Here is a 19,444-nt window from a genome sequence, read left to right as displayed (position 1 = left end):
ATCTTCGAAAAGACGGTCTCGAACATGCAGGAAGTGGCGGCGCGCGGCGGCAAGATCATCCTGATCACCGATGCCAAGGGCGCGGCGCAAGCCGGCATCAAGACGATGGAGACGATCATCCTGCCCGAAGTGCCGGAGATCATCTCGCCCATCATCTACGCCTTGCCGATCCAGATGCTGGCCTATTTCACCGCCGTCTTCATGGGCACCGATGTCGACCAGCCGCGCAACCTGGCGAAATCGGTCACGGTGGAGTAAGCTGCCTTCCCACGATCGGTCTGTATCAATTGATGATACATGATCTTGCGGCCGACTGCGTATCAGAGTATGATACATCGCGTGGGGAAGGCTGTTGATCGTTTCATTCAAAGGCAAGACGGTCGAAGAGGTCGCGGCCGGCAGGGCCCCCAAGGGATTTCCGCCGGATTTGGTAGCCAGGGCGGAAAGGCGGCTGCGGGCGATTGATAATGCCGTTCAGCTGAATGACCTTCGGTAGCCACCCGGAAACCACTTGGAGGCTCTGAAGCGGGATCGTGCCGGGCAACATTCCATACGCATCAACGACCAATGGCGCATCTGTTTCAGATGGACAGCCGCCGGAGCCGAAGATGTGGAAATTGTCGATTATCATTAAACAGAACTCGCCCTAACCCTTTGAGGATATTGAGCTATGCTCAAGTTCGCACGCCCGATCCACCCCGGAGAATTCCTGCGCGAGGAGTATCTTGTGCCGCTCGGCATGAGTGCTGGTGCGCTTGCGAAGAAGCTTAATCTTCCGCGCACCCGGATTGAGCGCATCGTCAAGGAGGAGGTTGGTCTTACGCCGGATACAGCCCTTCGCCTCGCCAGGTTCTTCAACACCACGCCCGGGTTCTGGATGAACTTCCAGAAGGCCTACGAGTTGGAAACCGAAGCGAGGAAAATAGCGCCGGAGCTCGAGAAGATCGTGCCGTTGGATACAGCGGCATGACGATCGCTCTTTAAAAACTTCGCAGTTCCAAACCGGCTTGCGGTTCACTAATCTTGGCGATGCAACCTGCGCCGCGGTGAACCGATGTCCGACGCCCTGAAGACCTCTGGCATGACCCGGCTGAGGAATTATTTCCTGACCGGCTTCGTCGTCTGCGCGCCTCTGGCGATCACGGCCTATATCGCCTGGTCGCTGATCGGCTGGGTCGATTCCTGGGTGAAGCCCTACATCCCGGTGCGCTACAATCCCGACACCTATCTGCCGTTCCCGGTTCCGGGTTTCGGGCTGATCGTGGCGCTGGTGCTGATCACGCTGATCGGTTTCCTGACGGCCAACATCGTCGGCCGCGCCATCGTCAATTTCGGCGAGCGGCTGCTTGGCCGCATGCCGCTGGTGCGTGGCATCTACGGCTCGCTGAAGCAGATTTTCGAGACGGTGCTGTCCAACAAGGGCGACATGTTCCGCCAGGTCGGGCTGGTCGAATATCCGCGCAAAGGCGTCTGGTCGCTGGTCTTCGTCGCCAGCGAGAAGGAAACCGAGATCAACCAGAAGCTCGACCAGGAAGGCGATCCGCTGATCGCCGTGTTCATGCCTTGCACGCCCAATCCGACCACCGGCTTCCTGATGTATGTGCACAAATCCGAGATCGTGCTGCTCGACATGTCGATCGAGGACGGCGCCAAGCTGATCGTCTCGGCCGGCATGGTGGCGCCGGAGGTCAAGGCCAAGCTGGTGACGCTGAACGGCGAACCGATCGAAGGGGCTTTAGCCAACCCGGCGCTTGGCGCTCAGCCTGCGCGAAGCAGCCGCACCGCCTCGTCGCGCCCGAACAGGTAAAGCAACAAGCGCAGCGCTTCGCCGCGTTCCGATTGCAGTTCCGGGTCGCGCGACAGGATCAGCCGCGCGTCGTCGCGCGCCGCTTCCAACAGGTCGGCATGAAACTCGAGGCGCGCGACCTGAAAGCCGGGCGTACCTGATTGGCGTGTGCCCAGCAGCTCGCCTTCGCCGCGCAGCTTCAGGTCCTCCTCGGCGATCTTGAAGCCGTCCTCGGTCTCGCGCATCACCGAAAGCCGGCGTTTGGCCGTTTCGCCGAGCGGGTCCTTGTAAAGCAGCACGCAGGAGGACGGCTTGTCGCCGCGCCCGACGCGACCGCGCAACTGGTGCAACTGGGCAAGACCGAAGCGCTCGGCATGCTCGATGACCATGATGGTCGCATCCGGCACGTCGACGCCGACCTCGATGACGGTGGTGGCGATCAGGATGCGCGTTTCGCCCTGCTTGAAGGCGCGCATCGCCTCGTCTTTCTCCGCGCCTTTCATGCGGCCGTGCACGAGGCCGATCCGGTCGCCGAACAACGGTTTCAGCGAAGCGAAACGGTCCTCCGCCGACATCAGTTTTATTTCCTCGGATTCCTCGACGAGCGGGCAGATCCAGTAGATCTTCTGGCCGTCGGCGACCGCATCGCGCATGCGGCCGACCAGTTCGTCCAGCCGTTCCATGGGCAAGGTCACGGTGCGGATCGGCTGCCGGCCGGCCGGCTTCTCGGTCAGTTTCGAGACATCCATGTCGCCGAAGGCGGTCAGCACCAGCGTGCGCGGGATGGGCGTCGCCGTCATCACCAGCATGTCGGGCGCATCGCCCTTGGCGGTGATGGCGAGGCGCTGATGGACGCCGAAGCGGTGCTGCTCGTCGACGACGGCCAGCACAAGGTCGTGAAACGTCACGGTTTCCTGGAACAGCGCATGCGTGCCGACGACGATGTCGATCTCACCGCTGGCAAGGCCCTCGAGCGTCTCTGTGCGCTCACGCCCCTTCTCGCGCCCGGTCAGGATGGCAATGCGCAGGCCGACTTTCTCCGCCAGCGGCGCGATGGTCGCCAGATGCTGGCGCGCGAGAATCTCGGTCGGCGCCATCAGCGCCGCCTGGCCGCCGGCCTCGACCGCGCGCGCCATGGCGAGCAGCGCCACCACCGTCTTGCCGGAGCCGACATCGCCTTGCAGCAGACGCAGCATGCGTTCGGGATCGGCGAGGTCGGCGTTGATTTCGCCTAGCGCGAATTCCTGGCTGGGGGTGAGCTTGTAAGGTAGGGCGGCGCGCAGCTTCTCGACGATGCTGCCGTCGCCGGTGAGTGGCCGGCCCGACAGGCGCCGAATTCTGGCCCGCACCAGCGCCAGCGAAACCTGCCCAGCCAGCAGCTCGTCATAGGCAAGGCGTCGCCAGGCCGGGCCTTCGACGGCGACATCGATCGGATCGGCCGGATGGTGGACACGGGCAAGCGCGTCGCCGAAGGGCGCGAAAGTTTGACGGCGCATGAAGGCCTCGTCCTGCCATTCCGGCAATTCCGGCAGGCGCCCCAGCGCCTGGCCTATGGCGCGGCGCAGCACCTTGGACGACAGGCCGGCGGTCAGCGGGTATACCGGCTCGACGAGGGGCAGGTTTTCCGCCTCGCTGGCCAGCGCGATATGGTCGGGATGGACCATGCTCGGGCGGCCATTGAACCATTCCATCCGGCCGGAGACGACGACGCGCTCGCCTTCGGGCATCGCCTTTTCCAGATAGGCGGCATGGGCATGGAAGAAGGTCAGCGCGATCTCCCCGGTGTCGTCATGGGCATAGACCCGGTAAGGCACCGACCTGTTGCCGCGCGGCGGCGGCTGGTGCCGGTCGACCCGCACTTCGAGGGTGACGACCTGGCCCTCGGCCGACAGCGCGATGCCGGGCCGGTTGCGGCGGTCGATCACACTGTTGGGCAGCACGAACAGAAGGTCGGCCGCGCGCGCGGCGCGATCGCCGAGATCGGCCGGCACGACGCGCTCGATCAGCAAGCCGACTTTCGGGCCGACGCCGGCAAGCGAGGTGATCGGAACGAACAGGGGATCGAGGATGGTGGGACGCATCTTGTCAGCTTATGTCGCGACGGCGGCAGCGCAAAGGCTGACACCGCCCTCTATCCACGCTATATGCGCCGCTTTGGAGGGATGCGGCGCCATGACCGGAACACAGCGATCAAGCGAGGGGCTGGATGCCCGCCGCCGCAAGGTCCTGTTCCGCTCCTGGCATCGCGGCATGCGCGAGATGGACCTCGTCCTCGGTTCCTTCGCCGACGCCGAGATCGGCGCCTTGACCGACGATGAAATCGACCAATATGAGAGGCTTCTCGAAATCCCCGACACCGAATTCCTGCCGATGGTCACCGGCGAGAGCCCGATCCCGCCCGATATCGACTGCGCGGTGCTGCGCAAGATCCTGGCGTCGCGCCGGGCCATGACATTTTAAAAAAAGCATATCCATGAGCCTTATCCCCACAATAGGCCTGCCCAAGGGCCGCGCCGGCCAGTTTATCGTCGACGGCGTCGCCGACGGCTACGAAGCCTTCGCGCTGATACAGACGGCGCAGGAGATCGCGCCCGACAAGCCGGTGCTGTTCGTCGCGCGCGACGGCCAGCGCCTGCCGGCGATCATCGAGGCGCTCGCCTTTGCAGCGCCCGGCCTGCCGGTGCTGGAGCTGCCGGCCTGGGACTGCCTGCCTTACGACCGCGTCTCGCCCGGCGCCGATGCCGCCGCGCGGCGGCTCGACGCGCTTTCCGCCATGATCGCGCTGGCGAAGAAACCGCACCGCGCCGTGATCCTCACCACCGCCAATGCGTTGTTGCAGCGCATCCCGCCGGCCGAGTTGATCGAAGCGCAGACTTTCCACGCCAGGCCCGGCAACCAGATCGACATGAACGCGCTGATCGCGCGGCTGGAGACCTCCGGCTTCGAGCGCGTGCCCACGGTGCGCGGCCTCGGCGAATTCGCGGTGCGCGGCGGCATCCTCGACCTTTTCGCGCCGGGCTGGAGCGAGGCGCTGCGCCTCGACTTCTTCGGCGACACGCTGGAATCGATCCGCGTCTTCGACGTGGCCACCCAGCGCACCACCGGGCAGCGCAAGTCGATGTCGCTGCAGGCGATGAGCGAGGTGGCGCTGACGCCTGAGACGATCAGCCGCTTCCGCCGTTCGTATATCGAGGCTTTCGGCGCGCCGTCGCGCGACGATGCGCTCTATGCGGCGGTCAGCGAAGGCCGGCGCTTCGCCGGCATGGAGCATTGGCTGCCGTTCTTCTATGAGCGGCTGGAGACGGTGTTCGACTATCTGCCGGACGCGCCTGTCGTCTTCGACCATCTGGCGCATGAAGCGCTGGCCGAGCGGCACACGCTGATCCTCGACCACTACGAAGCGCGCCGCAAGCAGGCCGACAGCGCGTTGAAGGACGCCGTGCCCTACAAGCCCGTCGCGCCAGATCTGCTTTATCTCTCGCCGGACAATCTCAAGGCCTCGCTCGGTCCGCGCGAAGACATCGACTTCACCGTCTTCGACGCCCCCGATGTGGGAGCCAAGAAGGTTTTCCATGCCGGTTCGCGCCATGGTCGCAGTTTTGCCGAGGAACGCGCCGATCCAAATATCAATGTCTTCGACGTCGTCGTAAAACACATTGCGGACGAGCGCGCCGCGCGCCGGCGCGTCATCGTCGCCGGCTGGACGGAAGGCTCGCTCGACCGCCTCGGCCAGATCCTCGCCGAACATCACCTCGGCAACCTGAAGCCCGTCGCAACCCTTGCCGAGGTCGAAAAGCTCGAGCCGGGGCAGGCGGGTCTTGCCGTGCTACCGCTCGAATCCGGTTTCGAGACCGACCAGATGGTGGTCGTCGCCGAGCAGGACATCCTGGGCGACCGGCTGATCCGGCGTTCGAAGCGAAAGAAGAAGGCTTCCGATTTCATCGCCGAAGCCTCGTCGCTGTCGTCCGGCGACATCGTCGTCCACGCCGATCACGGCATTGGCCGTTTCATCGGGCTGCGCACCATCGAGGCGGTCGGCGCGCCGCATGACTGCCTCGAAATCCACTATGCCGGCGACGACCGGCTGTTCTTGCCGGTGGAGAATATCGAGCTCCTGTCGCGCTACGGCTCGGATTCTGCCGAAGCGACGCTCGACAAACTGGGCGGCGGCGCCTGGCAGGCGCGCAAGGCGCGGCTGAAGCGACGCCTGCTCGACATGGCGGGCCAACTGATCCGCATCGCCGCCGAGCGGCAGATGCGTTCGGCGCCAACGATGATTCCCGCGGAAGGGCTCTACGGAGAGTTCGCGGCGCGTTTCCCTTACGAGGAAACCGACGACCAGCAGACGGCGATCGATTCCGTCATGGACGATCTCGGCGCCGGCAAGCCGATGGACAGGCTGGTCTGCGGCGATGTCGGCTTCGGCAAGACGGAGGTGGCGCTGCGCGCCGCTTTCATCGCGGCGATGGAAGGGTTCCAGGTCGCGGTGGTGGTGCCGACGACCTTGCTATCACGCCAGCATTTCAAGACCTTCTCGCAGCGCTTCTCGGGCCTGCCGATCCGCATCGCGCAGGCCTCGCGCCTGGTCGGTTCCAAGGAACTGGCGGAGACCAAGAAGGGCATTGCCGAGGGCACCGTCGATATCGTCGTCGGCACGCACGCGCTGCTCGGCAGCTCGATCTCGTTCAAGCAACTCGGCCTTTTGATCATCGACGAGGAGCAGCATTTCGGCGTCAAGCACAAGGAGCGGCTGAAGGATCTGAAGTCCGACGTGCACGTGCTGACGCTGTCGGCGACGCCGATCCCGCGCACGCTGCAACTGGCGTTGACCGGCGTTCGCGAGCTATCGCTGATCGCGACGCCGCCGGTCGACCGCATGGCGGTGCGCACCTTCATCTCGCCCTTCGATCCGCTGGTCATCCGTGAGACGCTGCTGCGCGAGCGCTATCGCGGCGGCCAATCCTTCTACGTCGTGCCGCGCATCAGTGACCTTTCGGAAATCCATGATTTCCTTCGGGAATCCGTGCCGGAGCTGAAGGTGGCGGTGGCGCATGGCCAGATGCCGCCGGGCGAGCTCGACGACATCATGAACGCTTTCTACGATGGCCAATACGACGTGCTCCTGTCGACGACCATCGTCGAATCCGGGCTCGACATCCCGACGGCCAACACGCTGATCATCCATCGCGCCGACATGTTCGGCCTGGCGCAGCTCTACCAGCTGCGCGGCCGCGTCGGCCGCTCGAAGGTGCGCGCCTATGCGCTGTTCACGCTGCCGGCCAACCGCAAGCTGACCGATACGGCCGAGCGCCGGCTGAAGGTGCTGCAGTCGCTCGACACGCTGGGCGCCGGGTTCCAGCTCGCCAGCCACGACCTCGACATCCGTGGTGCCGGCAATCTGCTCGGGGAAGAGCAGTCCGGCCACATCAAGGAGGTCGGCTTCGAGCTCTACCAGCAGATGCTGGAAGAGGCGGTGGCAGAAGTAAAGGATACCGGCGAGGCGCAGGACGGCGGCTGGTCGCCGCAGATCGCGGTCGGCACCGCCGTGATGATCCCGGAAAGCTACGTGCCTGACCTGCAGCTCCGTATGGCGCTCTACCGGCGCCTCGGCGACCTCGAAAGCACCGAGGAGATCGACGGTTTCGGCGCCGAGCTGATCGACCGGTTCGGGCCGCTGCCGGAGGAGGTGACGCATCTGTTGAAGATCGTCTTCATCAAGGCGCTGTGCCGCAAGGCCAATGTCGAGAAGCTCGATGCCGGGCCCAAGGGCGTCGTCGTTCATTTCCGCAAGCGCGAATTCCCCAACCCGGTCGGGCTGGTGAAATTCATCGGCGAGCAGGGCTCGCTGGCCAAGATCAGGGCCGACCACAGCGTCGTCTTCATCCGCGACTGGCCGAACGCGGAGAAGCGGCTGGCAGGCTCGGCTGTTGTCATGACCCAACTGGCACGGTTGGTCGATAAAGCCGCCTAACGACGTCCACATCTGGATGTCGAGGAGCTCAGGGTATTCGCCACTGCTGAAAAACCCGGCTAGAATAGGTAATCGGCTTCGTGTAAGGAGCCGCGACCTCGTATCGAGGCTGGAAGGGCGGGCAAGCGCGTTCGCCGGTTGTTTTGACGCAATTCCGACGGAAATTTCATAGTTTTCCCTGGAGTTGCTCCGAAAGGGCGTTTGGGTGCAGCGATGACGAAATGGTCGCCGAATTCGTGGAGAGCAAAGCCGATCAAGCAGGTCCCGGCCTATCCGGACCTTGCCGCTCTGAAGGCCACGGAAGCACAGCTTGCCACCTTCCCGCCGCTGGTTTTTGCCGGCGAGGCGCGCAAGCTGAAGAAGCAACTGGCGGCGGTGGCCGCCGGTGAGGCCTTCCTGCTCCAGGGCGGCGATTGCGCCGAAAGCTTCGCCGAGCATGGCGCCGACAACATCCGCGACTTCTTCCGCGTCTTCCTGCAGATGTCGGTGGTGCTCACCTTCGCCGGCGCGCAGCCGGTGGTGAAGGTCGGCCGCGTCGCCGGCCAGTTCGCCAAGCCGCGCTCGTCCGACAACGAGACCAAGAACGGCGTGACGCTGCCGAGCTATCGCGGCGATATCATCAACGGCATCGAGTTCGACGCCAAGTCGCGCATCCCAGACCCCGCCCGGCAGGAAATGGCCTACCGCCAGTCGGCCGCGACGCTCAATCTTCTGCGCGCCTTCGCGCAGGGCGGCTATGCCAGCCTGGAGAATGTGCATCGCTGGATGCTGGGCTTTGTCGCCGACAGCCCGCAAGGCGAGAAATACGAATCGCTCGCCAACCGCATCACCGAGACGATGGAATTCATGCGTGCGGTGGGCATCACCTCGGAAACCAATTTCGCGCTGCGCGAGACGGATTTCTACACCAGCCACGAGGCGCTGCTGCTTGGCTATGAGGAGGCGCTGACGCGCGTCGATTCGACCTCCGGCGACTGGTACGCGACCTCGGGCCACATGATCTGGGTCGGCGACCGCACACGCCAGCCGGATCACGCGCATATCGAATATTGCCGCGGCATCAAGAATCCGCTCGGCCTGAAATGCGGGCCGTCGCTGACGCCGGACGGGCTGATCGAGTTGATCGACCTGCTCAATCCCGAGAACGAGCCCGGCCGCCTGACGCTGATCGCCCGCTTCGGCTCGGACAAGGTCGCCGAGCATCTTCCGAAGCTGGTGCGTGCGGTGAAGAAGGAAGGCCGCAGCGTCGTCTGGTCGTCGGATCCGATGCATGGCAACACGATCGAGGCGGCGGGCTACAAGACGCGGCCATTCGACCGCATCCTCAAGGAAGTACAGACCTTCTTCGAGGTGCACCGCGCCGAAGGCACGCATCCGGGCGGCATCCATGTGGAGATGACCGGCAAGAACGTCACAGAGTGCACGGGCGGCGCCCGGGCCATCACGGCAGAAGACCTGCAGGACCGCTACCACACTCATTGCGACCCGCGCCTCAACGCCGATCAGGCGATCGAGCTCGCCTTCCTGGTTTCGGACCTGCTCAAGAAGAGCCATCCGGTGCAGCACAAGCAGGCCGCCAACGCCTGAATGGGGGCTTGATATCCATCATTAGAGGCGCTGGCGGCGACGCCGGCGCCTTTTGACGTGGGCTGGCAATCATTCGGATCGCGGGTCATTCCGGATCGGGCGGCCCGGGCGGGTCGCCCGGGAAACTGGTTCGCCCGGGCGGAATGACGGCAAAGCTGATCTCCAAGGGCGGTGCTTTGAGCGACCAGTCGAATGGCATCGTCTTGACCGGCAGGCCAGCAATCCAGGCCTGCTGTTGCGGGGAGAGTTTCCAGCCGTGCGGCCATACAAACAGCATGCCCTGATCCCGCAGGCGCTGGTCCGTGATCCAGGGGGCGAGGCGCCTGTCGAGGTTCGTGAAGATGGAGGGCTGGTCCGCAGCTTCCAGCCCGGCAAGCTGAGCCACGCCGTCCTCGCCGCCGACAATACCCAATGGTCCCGGCACCGTCTCATGCCAGATCGCCTCGGCCGTCTGCGAGATTGATCGCGCCGGCCAGCAACTCGGCTGCAGGTGGCCGAGGACGTTGCAACCTGTCCAGCGGGTCGCCGCATAGGCGCTCGACACGCCGACCACGCAAAGCAGCGCCAGCACCGTCAGTCGGCGCAATTCCTTTTGTCCCAGTCGCTGGCCCAGAAGCGCAATCGCCAGGGCGCCGACGAGATTGTACATCGTCGCGCCCCAGGACTCGCCAGTGCCGGTAAACAGCGAGGCGACCATGATCAAGAGTGCCGGCCCCAGGCCCATCCATGCCAGGTAGACAACAGCGCGCCGCTCGGGAGCAGGGTAGGCCGGCGGGGGTTCGCGTCCAGGCCCGGGCTGCCGGCGCAACAGGCCGGAAATAGCGAGCACGACGGGAACGGCGGCAAGCCCGGCAAGCTGAACGCCGATATAGTAAAGCCGGGCGCGGTGGGCGATCACCCAGGCGTTGCGATGCGCGGCATAGGTGAACGGCAGGAAATCGAGGCGGACAAGCTCCACCGCCAACGGCGCCACGACGCCAAGAAAAACCGCGAGGCCGAGCCACGGCCATGGGGTGGCGAGCCGGCTTCGGGCACGCGCGTCGTATAAGATCCAGAGGCCGCCGAAGGCCAGCAGCAGAGCCGTCGAGAACTTGGCATAGAGCCCCAGGCCGGAAACGAGGCCGAGGGCGAGCCACCAGCCCGGTCGTCCGTCGCGCGCCGCGCGCCACAGCAACCATGAAATGCCGGCCCAGAACGGCATCTGCGCGTAGTCATGATTGAATTGCGGGGTCGGCCAGCCGAAGAAATAGATCGCGGGCATCAGCAGCACGGCGGCGAGCGCGCGGGTCGAGCCCATTATGTCGCGCGCAAGCAGATAGACCAGGACGAAGGTCGTCGAAACCATAAGCTGCGACAGCATATATTGCGGCCAGCGGAATGAGCCGGTCAGGAGATGGCTGATCTCGAGCAGCCAGCACGGCAGCTGGGGGTGCTTGTAGGTCAACAGCATCCATTCGCGACCCCACATGAAGCCTTCGACGACGTCGCGGGGCGGCCCAACGTTGACGAGCGCCGGCATGACGGTCCAGCAAGCGATCTGGATCAGGCACAAAAGCGCCAGCAATCGCCATGGGTGCCGGACCAGGCCGTTCCAGATCGAAGACAGATCGCCTTCAGCCGCGGCCGCGGCGGGCCAGACATGCACGGATTCGCTGGTTCTCGACATGCGGGCCTAAAATCACACCGGTGGATTGCTGAACAGTCCGATAGCAAAAGCTTACGAAAATGTATGCTGCCGCAACATTGTAAAACCAAGATTGCGATGGAACCCGTCGCTGGCGCTTTGGGCAGGACCGGCCGGCCGATCGTTGCCGGAGACGGCCCACGGCGCCGCGGTTCCAGCAATACAGGTGCCTCCATGCGCCATCAGCATGCCGTCATTCATCACCGTGGGCTCGATTTCTGGTCGGCGCGCGCAGCGGTTCTCGTCATCATCTGCCTGCAGCTTCTGGTCATCAACAACCTGTCCTTCGGTCCGCGCTGGCTTGCCCCGACGGTGGAGGCAGCGCTGCTCGTGCCCTTGTCGATCGCGACGGCCTGGACGCAAATGGCGACGCGCAAGGCAGTCGATCACGAGCATTGGTACGCGATCGGCCAATTGCGCCTCTACATCCGCCGCACGGCACTGGTGATGACCGGGGTCATCAGCATCATGAATTGCGGATCGCTGGTTCTCCTGGTGCGGGCGCTGCTGGAAGGCCATGCCGGCGCCGGCACGACGCTGCTCGTCGACGCGCTCAACATCTGGGTCACCAACGTGATCGTCTTCGCGCTGTGGTTCTGGAGCACCGACCGCGGCGGCCCGCCGACCTGCGGCCTGGTCAAGCGCGCGCAGGCAGACTTTCTATTCCCGCAAATGACGCTGCCCGATCGGGAGATCCAGGGCTGGCTGCCGGGCTTCGTCGACTATTTCTTCCTGGCTTTCACCAATGCCACGGCGTTCTCGCCGACCGACACCTTGCCGCTCACGCAGCGCGCCAAGCTCCTGATGATGGCCGAAGCGATGATCTCGCTGTTGACGATCGCGCTGGTGGCTGCGCGGGCGGTCAACATCCTGGCCTAAAACTGCATCGATATTCAGGTGAGGCCGGCCTGCAAATGGCGGCTTCCTGCGCTTCCGGTGCTCACGTACTTCAAGTACGCTCCGCTCCGGCCTTCGCCGGCCGAAGCCCTCATAAGCTCTCCGCCCTATGAAGGCTACGGCCGGCGTAGGCCGGTTCTCGAAACCCACCATTTTCGACTCGGCCTGACCTGAATCGCGATACAGTTTTCCGAACTCAGTGGCCGCGTTCCCAGCGCATTCCCGCCAGCCTTGGATCGGCAAAGGCGGTGCGTGAGAATTCCAGCCTCCTATCCGGGAATTCGCCGATCGCCTGGAGGCCGAAGGAGCCTATCCGGATGCGCCAGGTCTGCGGCTCCAGCGGTTTTGCCTTGGCAAAGCCCTTGCACGTCAACAGCGCGATGTTGGCGCCTTTGGGATCGCGCACCGAGCGATAGCGGATCGCCTGCAGCTCTGCCTCACGCGCGACGTCGGCGATCGCCTGGCAGGCGGTGTAGTCGGTGGCCTGCGTCCAGGCCTTCTCGTCGCGATCGAGCGGCGGCCGCGTCAGGTCGATCGCGCTTTCGCATCTGATCGCCGCCGCGAAGGCGGTGTATTCCGCAGCGTCGTTCGGCCATGGCGTCGCCGGTGATTCCGCGAAGAACAGCAAGCGGTAGAAAGCCATTTCCGCAACCGCCGTCAGCACCGTCTCGGCGGCATAATAGACGCCTTTCGTCTTGCCGGCGCGGCGGAAGCGCGAGCCGTACGGATAGACCGAGCCGTAACGAAAGGGCGTAGCCAGCAGGTAATGGAGATGGCGGCATTCCAGCGGGATCTGCGGCTTGGTGTCCTCGATAAGGTCCTCCAGCAACGCCTGCTCATCGAGCGTGTCGATGAGCTTGAGGGTGGAGACACGGTGCTGCGCCTCGACCATGCGCCAGTACTTGCCTTCGAGCCTGACGGCCTCAGACGAGAGCGCGTCGGGAGTCCAGGTAGGCAATGACATCGACAAGTCCGGCAATCGTCAGGATTTTCTCGATCGGCGTGCCGTCGAGCGTGGTGTTGGGGTTCTTCAGCCACGCCCGGGCAACGGTCTCGTCGCCGCCGACGATGGCGTCGAGCGAGCGGAACAGGCGAACGAACAGCACCGCCAGTTCGAACGGCTTGGTGCCGCGTTCAAGCAGGAATTCCTGCTTGCGCATGCGCGAGACCGTCGCCTCCGACACGCCGATGACCAAAGCGAGGGTCCTGGCGGTGATGTCGAGCAGGTCGGCCGCGCGCAGCGTGGCCTTGGTGATGACGGCGTTTTCGGCCGCCGTCGCGGCCGCGACTGGACGTTGCATAAGCGCACCCTTTCATTTCTGTGGAAAATATAGTCCACAAAAATTCTTCTGGAAAGGGGCGTGTCAGTCTTTCTTGTAAAGCAGCCAGCCCTTGGCGGGGCGCCCCGCCGTCGTCGAATGCCTGGTGACCCGGTTGCGGCCGCCGACCTTGGAGCGATAAAGCGCGCGGTCCGCCTTGGTGTAGAGGTCTTCGGGGTTTTCCGCCTCCGAAGCCATGCAGATACCCAGCGATACGGTAACGGTGCCGTAGTTGATGCCACTCTGGCTGCTGGCGAACGGGGTCTGCTCGATCAGCGCGCGGATGCGCTCGGCGATCTCGTAAGTGGCATCCTCGCTGGCGCCCTCGACGATAAGCGCAAACTCCTCGCCGCCGGTGCGCGCGACAAACATGTCGGAACGCACGCTGGACTGGAAGATCTCTGCGATGATCTGCAGGATCCTGTCGCCGACCGGGTGGCCGTAGCGATCGTTTATGTCCTTGAAATGGTCGATATCGGCAAGGATCAAGGCGTTGAACAGGATACCGCGATTGCTGTTGTAGATCCGGGTGATCTCCTTGTCGAAGGCGCGGCGGTTCCACAACTGCGTGAGCGGGTCGGTGTCGGCGAGCCGCTTGTACTCCTCGAGCTTCGACTTGACGCTTTCAAGCTCGGCCGTCTTTTCGCTGAGCGTGCTGGCGATCTGGCGGCCGTGGTCGATCGTCGAGCTGGTGGCGGCCGACATGGCGCCGGCGATCTTCTGCAGGAGCTCCTGCGAGAGCAGGCTGCGATTGCTGAGGCCGATCGAGGTCTCGTCGAGGATGCGGCCGTATTTCTCGATATGCGAGTGCTCGCTGCGTAGCAGCGTGGCGATATCCTCAAGCTCCTTGGCGATCATCTCGCGGGCGTGCTCGACAATGGCGGGGCCGTGGTGTTGCGGAAAGAAGGCCTGCCCGATGCGGTCGAGGTCCTCCTGGGTCGGGCGGTTGCTCAACGAGACGACGGCAAGGCTGAGTTCGTGATTGCTGCCGCTGAGCGCCTCGTAGAAGATTTCATAGTTGCGCGGCAGGCCGAGCACGCCGAGCTGTCGCATCGTCGCCACTACCGTGCTGGCGATGTCGGTATTCCTGTCGGTCGGAATGGCTGCCGGCTGCATGTTGTGTTCACTACCCCTTCAGTGCGACCGGAGACCTGCCACCGCCGGGAGTCGCTCGCGCGGGGATTGGAATCAGAAATGCGGATGCAACGGCGCGTCCCCAACACGACCATCGCTTGTGGGAATCATAAATGCAGTCCCGCTAAAGTTTCCTTAATAGCCCGCATTTCCTCATTGTCCTTGCTACCACAGGGTGCAAGGCGGTGCAGGGCGCGGCTTCTGAAACGCGTCGCCTCGGTGTCGCATTTGCCGGTGCCCGGCCATCTCAAAACTGAAATTCTATTCCGCAATGAACGGGGCGGAAGATGTCGACGGAGGCCGGAATGGACGACAACCACAGCGGATCGTGCCTGTGCGGGGCGGTGCGGTTCAGGACGAGCGGGCCGCTACGCGGCGTCGTCTACTGCCACTGCTCGCAGTGCCGCCGGCAAACCGGCCATTTCGTCGCGGCAACCGCCTCCAAGGACGTCGATATCGTCATAGAAGGCACCGACGCGCTCAACTGGTACGGCGCGTCCGACATAGCGAAACGCGGCTTTTGCCGCACCTGCGGTTCGCTGCTGTTCTGGAAGCACAATGAACTGGACACGATCTCGATCATGGCCGGCTCCTTCGAGAGGCCGAGCGGTCTGTCCGCGGAAAGCCACATCTTCGTCGGCGACAAGGGCGATTACTATTCGATCGAGGACGGGTTGCCGCAGTTCGAGAAATCGACACCGTCGATAAAGGTCGCGGACGGATGAATTTTGCGGCGGCGGCCTTATTCCCTTGATCCCGCCATTGCGATATCCCCAGCCGGTGACTCGCAAAGGGGCAGAGGCATGCAGCGGCTGATCGATGCGTTCATCAATTCAGTGCGGGCCTTCCGCAAGTTGGCCGCCCACGAAAAGGCGTTCCAGCAGGAATTGCTGTTGCTTGCTCTTGCCTTGCCGGCTGGCTGGTTCATCTCGGTCTCCTGGCGCGGCTATGCCCTGCTGATCGGCGCGGTGCTGCTCCTGATCATGGTCGAAGTGCTCAACACCGGCATCGAGGCCGCCTGCGACGCGATCTCGCGCGAATTCCACATCGAGATCCAACTCGCCAAGGATTGCGGCTCGCTGGCGGTGCTTATCTCGATCGTGATCGCCGGCGGCGTCTGGGGCATCGCCCTCATCGAACGCCTTATCGGCGCGCCGATCTGATCCTGGAGCAATTCCAGGAAAAATGTGAGCGGTTGGGTCCGGCGCCTTCGCCGTAACCTTCCGTCGGTAATTGCGTAAAAACAAAGGGTTAGAGTGGTTCGCCGTTTCCGTGAAACGGTGAAACGCTCTAGCGGGTCAGGGTCGCGCCCGGTCTTCCTTGGCGCGTTCGCGGCTGGCAAAGTGATGGCCGACCAGCCAGGCAACAATCGCCACGACCGCGCCGACGCCAAGGGCGATGAGCAGGCGCTCATGCCGGGCGAACGCCTGGCCCACCATCTGCTCCGCGCCCAGGCCGAAGACATAGCCGATGCCGCTGAACAGGGCCGCCCAGACCGCGGAAGAGATGGCATTCAGGACGACGAAACGGGGCACTGGCACCGTCGACAGGCCGGCGGCGACACCGCCGACCAGGCGCATGCCGTAGATATAGCGGTTGGTCAGCACGAAAATGTTGGGATGCGTGTTGAGCAGGCGATAGGCGCGGCTGAAGCCCGGACGCCTGCGCAGCCTTCTCACATAGCGATGCTCGGCGAAGCTGCGCCCCAGGGTGAAGAAGAACGTGTCGCCGGCGAAGGCGCCGACAAAGGCGGCGAGGAAAGTCTGCCACAGCACGAAGACATGCTGATGAGCGAAGAAGCCGCCCAGGATCGCGGCGCTTTCGCCTTCGGCCCCGCAGCCCAGAAAGACCGCGATCAGCCCATATTGCTCGATGAGATGGTGGATGGTCTCGTTCATTCTGTTACGGGCCGCGCCGACAGCTTCTCGTCGATGCGCCTGATCTGCTCGGCCATGCGCAGGATTTCATCCCGCATGCCGATGATCTCGCTGTGGCGCAACTCGTCGAGCTTCTCATGCAGGGCCATGATCTCGATCTCGGCCTTCAAATTGACCTCGTAGTCATGGGCAGCGTCGATGCGGTCGCGTTCGGTCTGGCGGTTCTGCGACATCATGATCACGGGCGCCTGCAGCGCGGCGACCATCGAAAGCACCAGGTTGAGGAAGATGAAAGGGTAGGGGTCGAAGGCGTCGCGCGTGAGCAGCCAGGCATTGCCGGCGGTCCAAACAACCAAAAAGGCCAGGAAGGCGAGGATGAAAGACCAGGAACCGCCGACCCTGGCAATGCTGTCGGCGATGCGGTCGCCATAGGTCTCGTGGAAGGCCACGGCCTTGTTGGTATCTCGCGTGATGGTGGTGCGCTCGAGCGTCGACTGGAGCACGCGGCTCTCGAGCGGACCGAAACCTTCCGGCTTTCGCTTGAGCAAACGGTTCGCCATGTCCTCGACGATCTTGTTCATCTGTCTTCTCCTTCGGCCGGGCATCGATAGAGGTAGAGGCTGCCGGGCCTGACGTGAAGTGATAGATTGCGGCGAACAGGCGAGGACAACGATGCTCGATTTCCAGAAAATCCACGCACGGGCGGCAAAGCGCAAGGGCGGGGAGGCCGTGCTGTCACCGTTGCTTGGCCCGGCGCCCGACAATAAGGCAGTGGCGAAGATTCCCGACGACCGCATTCTCTCCACCATGGCCGAGCGGATTTTCGCCGCCGGCTTCGTGTGGCGGGTCATCGAACAGAAATGGCCGGGTTTCGAGGAAGCGTTCCTCGGCTTCGAGCCGAAGCGGCTCCTGTTCCAGCCGGACGACTTCTGGCACGAACTGGCATCCGATAGCCGGATCGTGCGCAACCCGCAGAAGATCAAATCGGTGCGCGACAATGCCGCCTTCGTCGATCGCGTCTCGAAGGAGCATGGCAGCTTCGGCAAATTCATTGCCGGGTGGCCGGCGGACGATCAGGTCGGCCTGACCGCCTATCTCGCCAAGCATGGCAGCCGGCTCGGCGGCAACACCGGCCAGTATTTCCTGCGCTGGCTGGAATGGGACACGTTCGTGATCTCCACCGACATGGCGGCGGCGTTGCGAGACGCCGGCCTCGATATCGCCGAAAACCCGACCTCGAAACGCGACCTCGACAGGATCCAGGCGCAGATCAACCGATGGTCGGCCGAGACCGGACTGCCGCGCCGCCACATCTCGCGCATCCTGGCGATGTCGATCGGCGAGAACCGTTCGGCAGAGGCGTTGCGCGAGTATATGGGCGACTAGGCCTGCCACAATCGATCGATCAGGGACATAATCGGCTTTGCCGATTAGTCCTATTTGGTACAAGCAATCGCCATTGCGGGGCGATTTCAGCCACGCTAAATCCGTTGCATGACCAAGACCGCTCCCGACATCCTGCGCATCGCCGTTGCCCAGCTCAACCCGACCGTCGGCGACGTCGCCGGCAATCTGGCGAAAGCCCGCGAGGCGAGGGCGGACGCGGCGCGGCAGGGCGCCGATCTGGTGCTCTACACCGAGCTCTTTCTCGCCGGTTATCCGCCGGAAGACCTGGTGCTGAAGCCTTCCTTCCTGATGGCTTGCGAGAAGGCGGCGCAGGATTTCGCCAAGGATACGGCCGACGGTGGCCCAGGCGTGATCATCGGCACGCCGCTGAAGCGCAAGACCGGTACGCATAACTCCATCGTCTTCGCCGACGGCGGCAAGATCATCGCCGAGCGCTACAAGCTCGATCTGCCGAATTATGGCGAGTTCGACGAGAAGCGCGTGTTCCAGGCCGGACCGGAACTGCAGGGCCCGGTCAATTTCCGCGGCGTGCGCATCGGCGTTCCGATCTGCGAGGACATCTGGGGCGACATCGCCGTCTGCGAGACGCTGGCCGAAAGCGGCGCCGAGATCCTGCTGGTGCCGAACGGCTCGCCCTACTATCGCGCCAAGATCGACGTCCGCCACCAGGTCGTGATCCGCCAAGTCATCGAAACCGGGCTGCCGATGATCTACGCCAACCAGCTCGGCGGCCAGGACGAGCTGATCTTCGACGGCGCCTCGTTCGCCATCGGGGCCGACAAGACGCTGGCTTTCCAGATGAGCCAGTTCGAGGACGCGGTCGACGTCACCACCTGGAAAAGAAAGGGGGAGACCTGGGTCTGCTCGGAAGGCCCGATGTCGAAGATCCCGGAGCGCGAAGAGGCGGACTACCGGGCCTGCATGCTCGGCCTGCGCGACTACGTCAACAAGAACGGTTTCAAGAACGTCGTGCTCGGCCTTTCCGGCGGCATCGACTCGGCGATCTGCGCGGCCTTGGCCGTCGACGCGCTGGGCGAAGAGCGGTTGCGGACCGTCATGATGCCCTACCGCTATACGTCGAAGGATTCGCTGAAGGACGCCGAGGACTGCGCCAGGGCGCTCGGCTGCCGTTACGACATCGTGCCGATCTCCGAGCCGGTCGAAGGCTTCAAGCATGCGCTGACCCAGCTCTTCGAAGGCACCCAGGAAGGCATCACCGAGGAGAACCTGCAGAGCCGCGCACGCGGCACGATCCTGATGGCGATCTCGAACAAGTTCGGCTCGATGGTGGTCACCACCGGCAACAAGAGCGAGATGTCGGTCGGCTATGCCACGCTTTACGGCGACATGAATGGCGGCTTCAATCCGATCAAGGACCTCTACAAGATGCAGGTCTATGCGCTGTCGCGCTGGCGCAATTCGCATGTGCCGCCGGGCGCGCTCGGACCGTCCGGCGAGGTCATCCCGAAGAACATCATCGACAAGGCTCCGTCGGCGGAGCTGCGCGAGAACCAGACCGATCAGGATTCGCTGCCGCCCTATCCGGCGCTGGACGACATTCTCGAATGCCTGGTGGAGAACGAGATGAGCGTCGACGACATCGTCGCGCGCGGCCACGACCGGGCGACGGTGACACGCGTCGAGCACTTGCTCTACATCGCCGAATACAAGCGCCGCCAGGCGGCGCCCGGCGTGAAGATCACGCGGAAAAATTTCGGCCGCGACCGCCGCTATCCGATCACCAACCGGTTCCGGGATCGTGGCTAGTCCTCGACCTTGAGA

Annotated in this window: 17 protein-coding genes and 2 pseudogenes; 12 read left to right on the top strand and 7 right to left on the bottom strand. The window is 63.8% G+C overall.

What is annotated here, in order from left to right; genetic code table 11:
* The 4 genes and pseudogenes from RFM52_RS19460 to RFM52_RS19445 all read left to right on the top strand — a co-directional run.
* Positions 1-258, top strand: a pseudogene (locus RFM52_RS19460) (glutamine--fructose-6-phosphate transaminase (isomerizing)); the annotation flags it as partial.
* 94 nt (positions 259-352) lie between these two features.
* Positions 353-634: pseudogene (locus RFM52_RS19455) on the top strand (type II toxin-antitoxin system RelE/ParE family toxin).
* A 36-nt stretch (positions 635-670) separates the two neighbouring features.
* Positions 671-970: a HigA family addiction module antitoxin gene (locus RFM52_RS19450; protein ID WP_320295953.1), complete on the top strand. Its 300-nt coding sequence runs from the start codon at positions 671-673 to the stop codon at positions 968-970.
* A gap of 84 nt (positions 971-1,054) precedes the next feature.
* Positions 1,055-1,807 (top strand): DUF502 domain-containing protein, encoded by a 753-nt coding sequence (locus RFM52_RS19445; protein WP_320295952.1) that lies wholly within the window; start codon positions 1,055-1,057, stop codon positions 1,805-1,807.
* On the opposite strand, the gene recG is transcribed toward RFM52_RS19445, so the two are convergent.
* Positions 1,759-3,867, bottom strand: coding sequence for an ATP-dependent DNA helicase RecG (gene recG / locus RFM52_RS19440; RefSeq protein ID WP_320295951.1), 2,109 nt, complete (start codon positions 3,865-3,867; stop codon positions 1,759-1,761). The two genes, RFM52_RS19445 and recG, sit on opposite strands and share 49 nt — an antisense overlap.
* Before the next feature lie 91 nt (positions 3,868-3,958).
* Between recG and RFM52_RS19435 the strand changes: the two genes are divergently transcribed.
* The 3 genes from RFM52_RS19435 to RFM52_RS19425 all read left to right on the top strand — a co-directional run bounded on the left by RFM52_RS19435 (position 3,959) and on the right by RFM52_RS19425 (position 9,344).
* Positions 3,959-4,246: an FAD assembly factor SdhE gene (locus RFM52_RS19435; RefSeq protein WP_320295950.1), complete on the top strand. Its 288-nt coding sequence runs from the start codon at positions 3,959-3,961 to the stop codon at positions 4,244-4,246.
* 13 nt (positions 4,247-4,259) lie between these two features.
* The gene (mfd, locus tag RFM52_RS19430) at positions 4,260-7,757 is read left to right on the top strand and encodes a transcription-repair coupling factor (RefSeq protein WP_320295949.1); all 3,498 of its coding nucleotides are present in this window, start codon (positions 4,260-4,262) and stop codon (positions 7,755-7,757) included.
* A gap of 213 nt (positions 7,758-7,970) precedes the next feature.
* The gene (locus tag RFM52_RS19425; RefSeq protein WP_320295948.1) at positions 7,971-9,344 is read left to right on the top strand and encodes a class II 3-deoxy-7-phosphoheptulonate synthase; all 1,374 of its coding nucleotides are present in this window, start codon (positions 7,971-7,973) and stop codon (positions 9,342-9,344) included.
* An 85-nt stretch (positions 9,345-9,429) separates the two neighbouring features.
* Here the strand turns inward: RFM52_RS19425 and RFM52_RS19420 are convergent, their stop codons facing one another.
* Positions 9,430-11,010, bottom strand: coding sequence for a glycosyltransferase family 39 protein (locus tag RFM52_RS19420; RefSeq protein WP_320295947.1), 1,581 nt, complete (start codon positions 11,008-11,010; stop codon positions 9,430-9,432).
* Positions 11,011-11,202: 192 nt separating this feature from the next.
* Between RFM52_RS19420 and RFM52_RS19415 the strand changes: the two genes are divergently transcribed.
* Positions 11,203-11,907, top strand: coding sequence for a hypothetical protein (locus tag RFM52_RS19415; protein ID WP_320295946.1), 705 nt, complete (start codon positions 11,203-11,205; stop codon positions 11,905-11,907).
* Between the two features lie 214 nt (positions 11,908-12,121).
* Here RFM52_RS19415 and RFM52_RS19410 read toward each other — a convergent pair whose 3' ends face one another.
* The 3 genes from RFM52_RS19410 to RFM52_RS19400 all read right to left on the bottom strand — a co-directional run bounded on the left by RFM52_RS19410 (position 12,122) and on the right by RFM52_RS19400 (position 14,360).
* Complete coding sequence (locus RFM52_RS19410) at positions 12,122-12,889, bottom strand: RES family NAD+ phosphorylase (protein WP_320295945.1); 768 nt, start codon at positions 12,887-12,889, stop codon at positions 12,122-12,124.
* Positions 12,849-13,226, bottom strand: coding sequence for an antitoxin Xre/MbcA/ParS toxin-binding domain-containing protein (locus tag RFM52_RS19405; RefSeq protein ID WP_320295944.1), 378 nt, complete (start codon positions 13,224-13,226; stop codon positions 12,849-12,851). The genes RFM52_RS19410 and RFM52_RS19405 overlap by 41 nt, the downstream gene beginning before the upstream one ends.
* Before the next feature lie 63 nt (positions 13,227-13,289).
* On the bottom strand, positions 13,290-14,360 hold the full coding sequence (locus tag RFM52_RS19400) for a GGDEF domain-containing protein (protein ID WP_320295943.1): 1,071 nt from the start codon (positions 14,358-14,360) through the stop codon (positions 13,290-13,292).
* A 323-nt stretch (positions 14,361-14,683) separates the two neighbouring features.
* On the opposite strand from RFM52_RS19400, the gene RFM52_RS19395 reads away from it, so the two are divergent.
* Both RFM52_RS19395 and RFM52_RS19390 read left to right on the top strand, forming a co-directional pair.
* Positions 14,684-15,103, top strand: coding sequence for a GFA family protein (locus RFM52_RS19395; protein WP_320295942.1), 420 nt, complete (start codon positions 14,684-14,686; stop codon positions 15,101-15,103).
* 78 nt (positions 15,104-15,181) lie between these two features.
* The gene (locus RFM52_RS19390) at positions 15,182-15,541 is read left to right on the top strand and encodes a diacylglycerol kinase (RefSeq protein ID WP_042644382.1); all 360 of its coding nucleotides are present in this window, start codon (positions 15,182-15,184) and stop codon (positions 15,539-15,541) included.
* A 135-nt stretch (positions 15,542-15,676) separates the two neighbouring features.
* Here RFM52_RS19390 and RFM52_RS19385 read toward each other — a convergent pair whose 3' ends face one another.
* Positions 15,677-16,276, bottom strand: coding sequence for a DedA family protein (locus RFM52_RS19385; RefSeq protein WP_320295941.1), 600 nt, complete (start codon positions 16,274-16,276; stop codon positions 15,677-15,679).
* The gene (locus RFM52_RS19380) at positions 16,273-16,836 is read right to left on the bottom strand and encodes a DUF1003 domain-containing protein (RefSeq protein ID WP_320295940.1); all 564 of its coding nucleotides are present in this window, start codon (positions 16,834-16,836) and stop codon (positions 16,273-16,275) included. Before RFM52_RS19380 ends, RFM52_RS19385 begins: the two co-directional genes overlap by 4 nt.
* A 91-nt stretch (positions 16,837-16,927) precedes the next feature.
* On the opposite strand from RFM52_RS19380, the gene RFM52_RS19375 reads away from it, so the two are divergent.
* Together RFM52_RS19375 and RFM52_RS19370 are read left to right on the top strand one after the other, a co-directional pair.
* Positions 16,928-17,641, top strand: coding sequence for a DNA-3-methyladenine glycosylase I (locus RFM52_RS19375; RefSeq protein ID WP_320295939.1), 714 nt, complete (start codon positions 16,928-16,930; stop codon positions 17,639-17,641).
* Between the two features lie 108 nt (positions 17,642-17,749).
* Entirely contained in the window at positions 17,750-19,429 is a 1,680-nt protein-coding gene (locus RFM52_RS19370; protein ID WP_320295938.1) for an NAD+ synthase, read from the top strand.
* The last annotated feature ends 15 nt before the right edge of the window (positions 19,430-19,444 follow it).

The sequence above is a fragment of the Mesorhizobium humile genome, from assembly GCF_033977215.1.
GTDB classification, from domain to species: Bacteria; Pseudomonadota; Alphaproteobacteria; order Rhizobiales; family Rhizobiaceae; genus Mesorhizobium; species Mesorhizobium humile.
The sequence above is the reverse complement of the archived record's forward strand: the minus strand, read 5'-3'. Positions and strand labels throughout refer to the sequence as shown.

Excerpts from the sequence above, each read along its gene's own strand:
- RFM52_RS19415 (WP_320295946.1), top strand. The coding sequence starts at position 11,203 with ATGCGCCATCAGCATGCCGTCATTCATCACCGTGGGCTCGATTTCTGG.
- RFM52_RS19370 (WP_320295938.1), top strand. The coding sequence starts at position 17,750 with ATGACCAAGACCGCTCCCGACATCCTGCGCATCGCCGTTGCCCAGCTC.
- RFM52_RS19420 (WP_320295947.1), bottom strand. The coding sequence starts at position 11,010 with ATGTCGAGAACCAGCGAATCCGTGCATGTCTGGCCCGCCGCGGCCGCG.
- RFM52_RS19445 (WP_320295952.1), top strand. The coding sequence starts at position 1,055 with ATGTCCGACGCCCTGAAGACCTCTGGCATGACCCGGCTGAGGAATTAT.
- RFM52_RS19375 (WP_320295939.1), top strand. The coding sequence starts at position 16,928 with ATGCTCGATTTCCAGAAAATCCACGCACGGGCGGCAAAGCGCAAGGGC.
- RFM52_RS19380 (WP_320295940.1), bottom strand. The coding sequence starts at position 16,836 with ATGAACAAGATCGTCGAGGACATGGCGAACCGTTTGCTCAAGCGAAAG.
- mfd (WP_320295949.1), top strand. The coding sequence starts at position 4,260 with ATGAGCCTTATCCCCACAATAGGCCTGCCCAAGGGCCGCGCCGGCCAG.
- RFM52_RS19385 (WP_320295941.1), bottom strand. The coding sequence starts at position 16,276 with ATGAACGAGACCATCCACCATCTCATCGAGCAATATGGGCTGATCGCG.
- RFM52_RS19405 (WP_320295944.1), bottom strand. The coding sequence starts at position 13,226 with ATGCAACGTCCAGTCGCGGCCGCGACGGCGGCCGAAAACGCCGTCATC.
- RFM52_RS19425 (WP_320295948.1), top strand. The coding sequence starts at position 7,971 with ATGACGAAATGGTCGCCGAATTCGTGGAGAGCAAAGCCGATCAAGCAG.
- recG (WP_320295951.1), bottom strand. The coding sequence starts at position 3,867 with ATGCGTCCCACCATCCTCGATCCCCTGTTCGTTCCGATCACCTCGCTT.
- RFM52_RS19410 (WP_320295945.1), bottom strand. The coding sequence starts at position 12,889 with ATGTCATTGCCTACCTGGACTCCCGACGCGCTCTCGTCTGAGGCCGTC.
- RFM52_RS19395 (WP_320295942.1), top strand. The coding sequence starts at position 14,684 with ATGGACGACAACCACAGCGGATCGTGCCTGTGCGGGGCGGTGCGGTTC.
- RFM52_RS19435 (WP_320295950.1), top strand. The coding sequence starts at position 3,959 with ATGACCGGAACACAGCGATCAAGCGAGGGGCTGGATGCCCGCCGCCGC.
- RFM52_RS19390 (WP_042644382.1), top strand. The coding sequence starts at position 15,182 with ATGCAGCGGCTGATCGATGCGTTCATCAATTCAGTGCGGGCCTTCCGC.
- RFM52_RS19450 (WP_320295953.1), top strand. The coding sequence starts at position 671 with ATGCTCAAGTTCGCACGCCCGATCCACCCCGGAGAATTCCTGCGCGAG.
- RFM52_RS19400 (WP_320295943.1), bottom strand. The coding sequence starts at position 14,360 with ATGCAGCCGGCAGCCATTCCGACCGACAGGAATACCGACATCGCCAGC.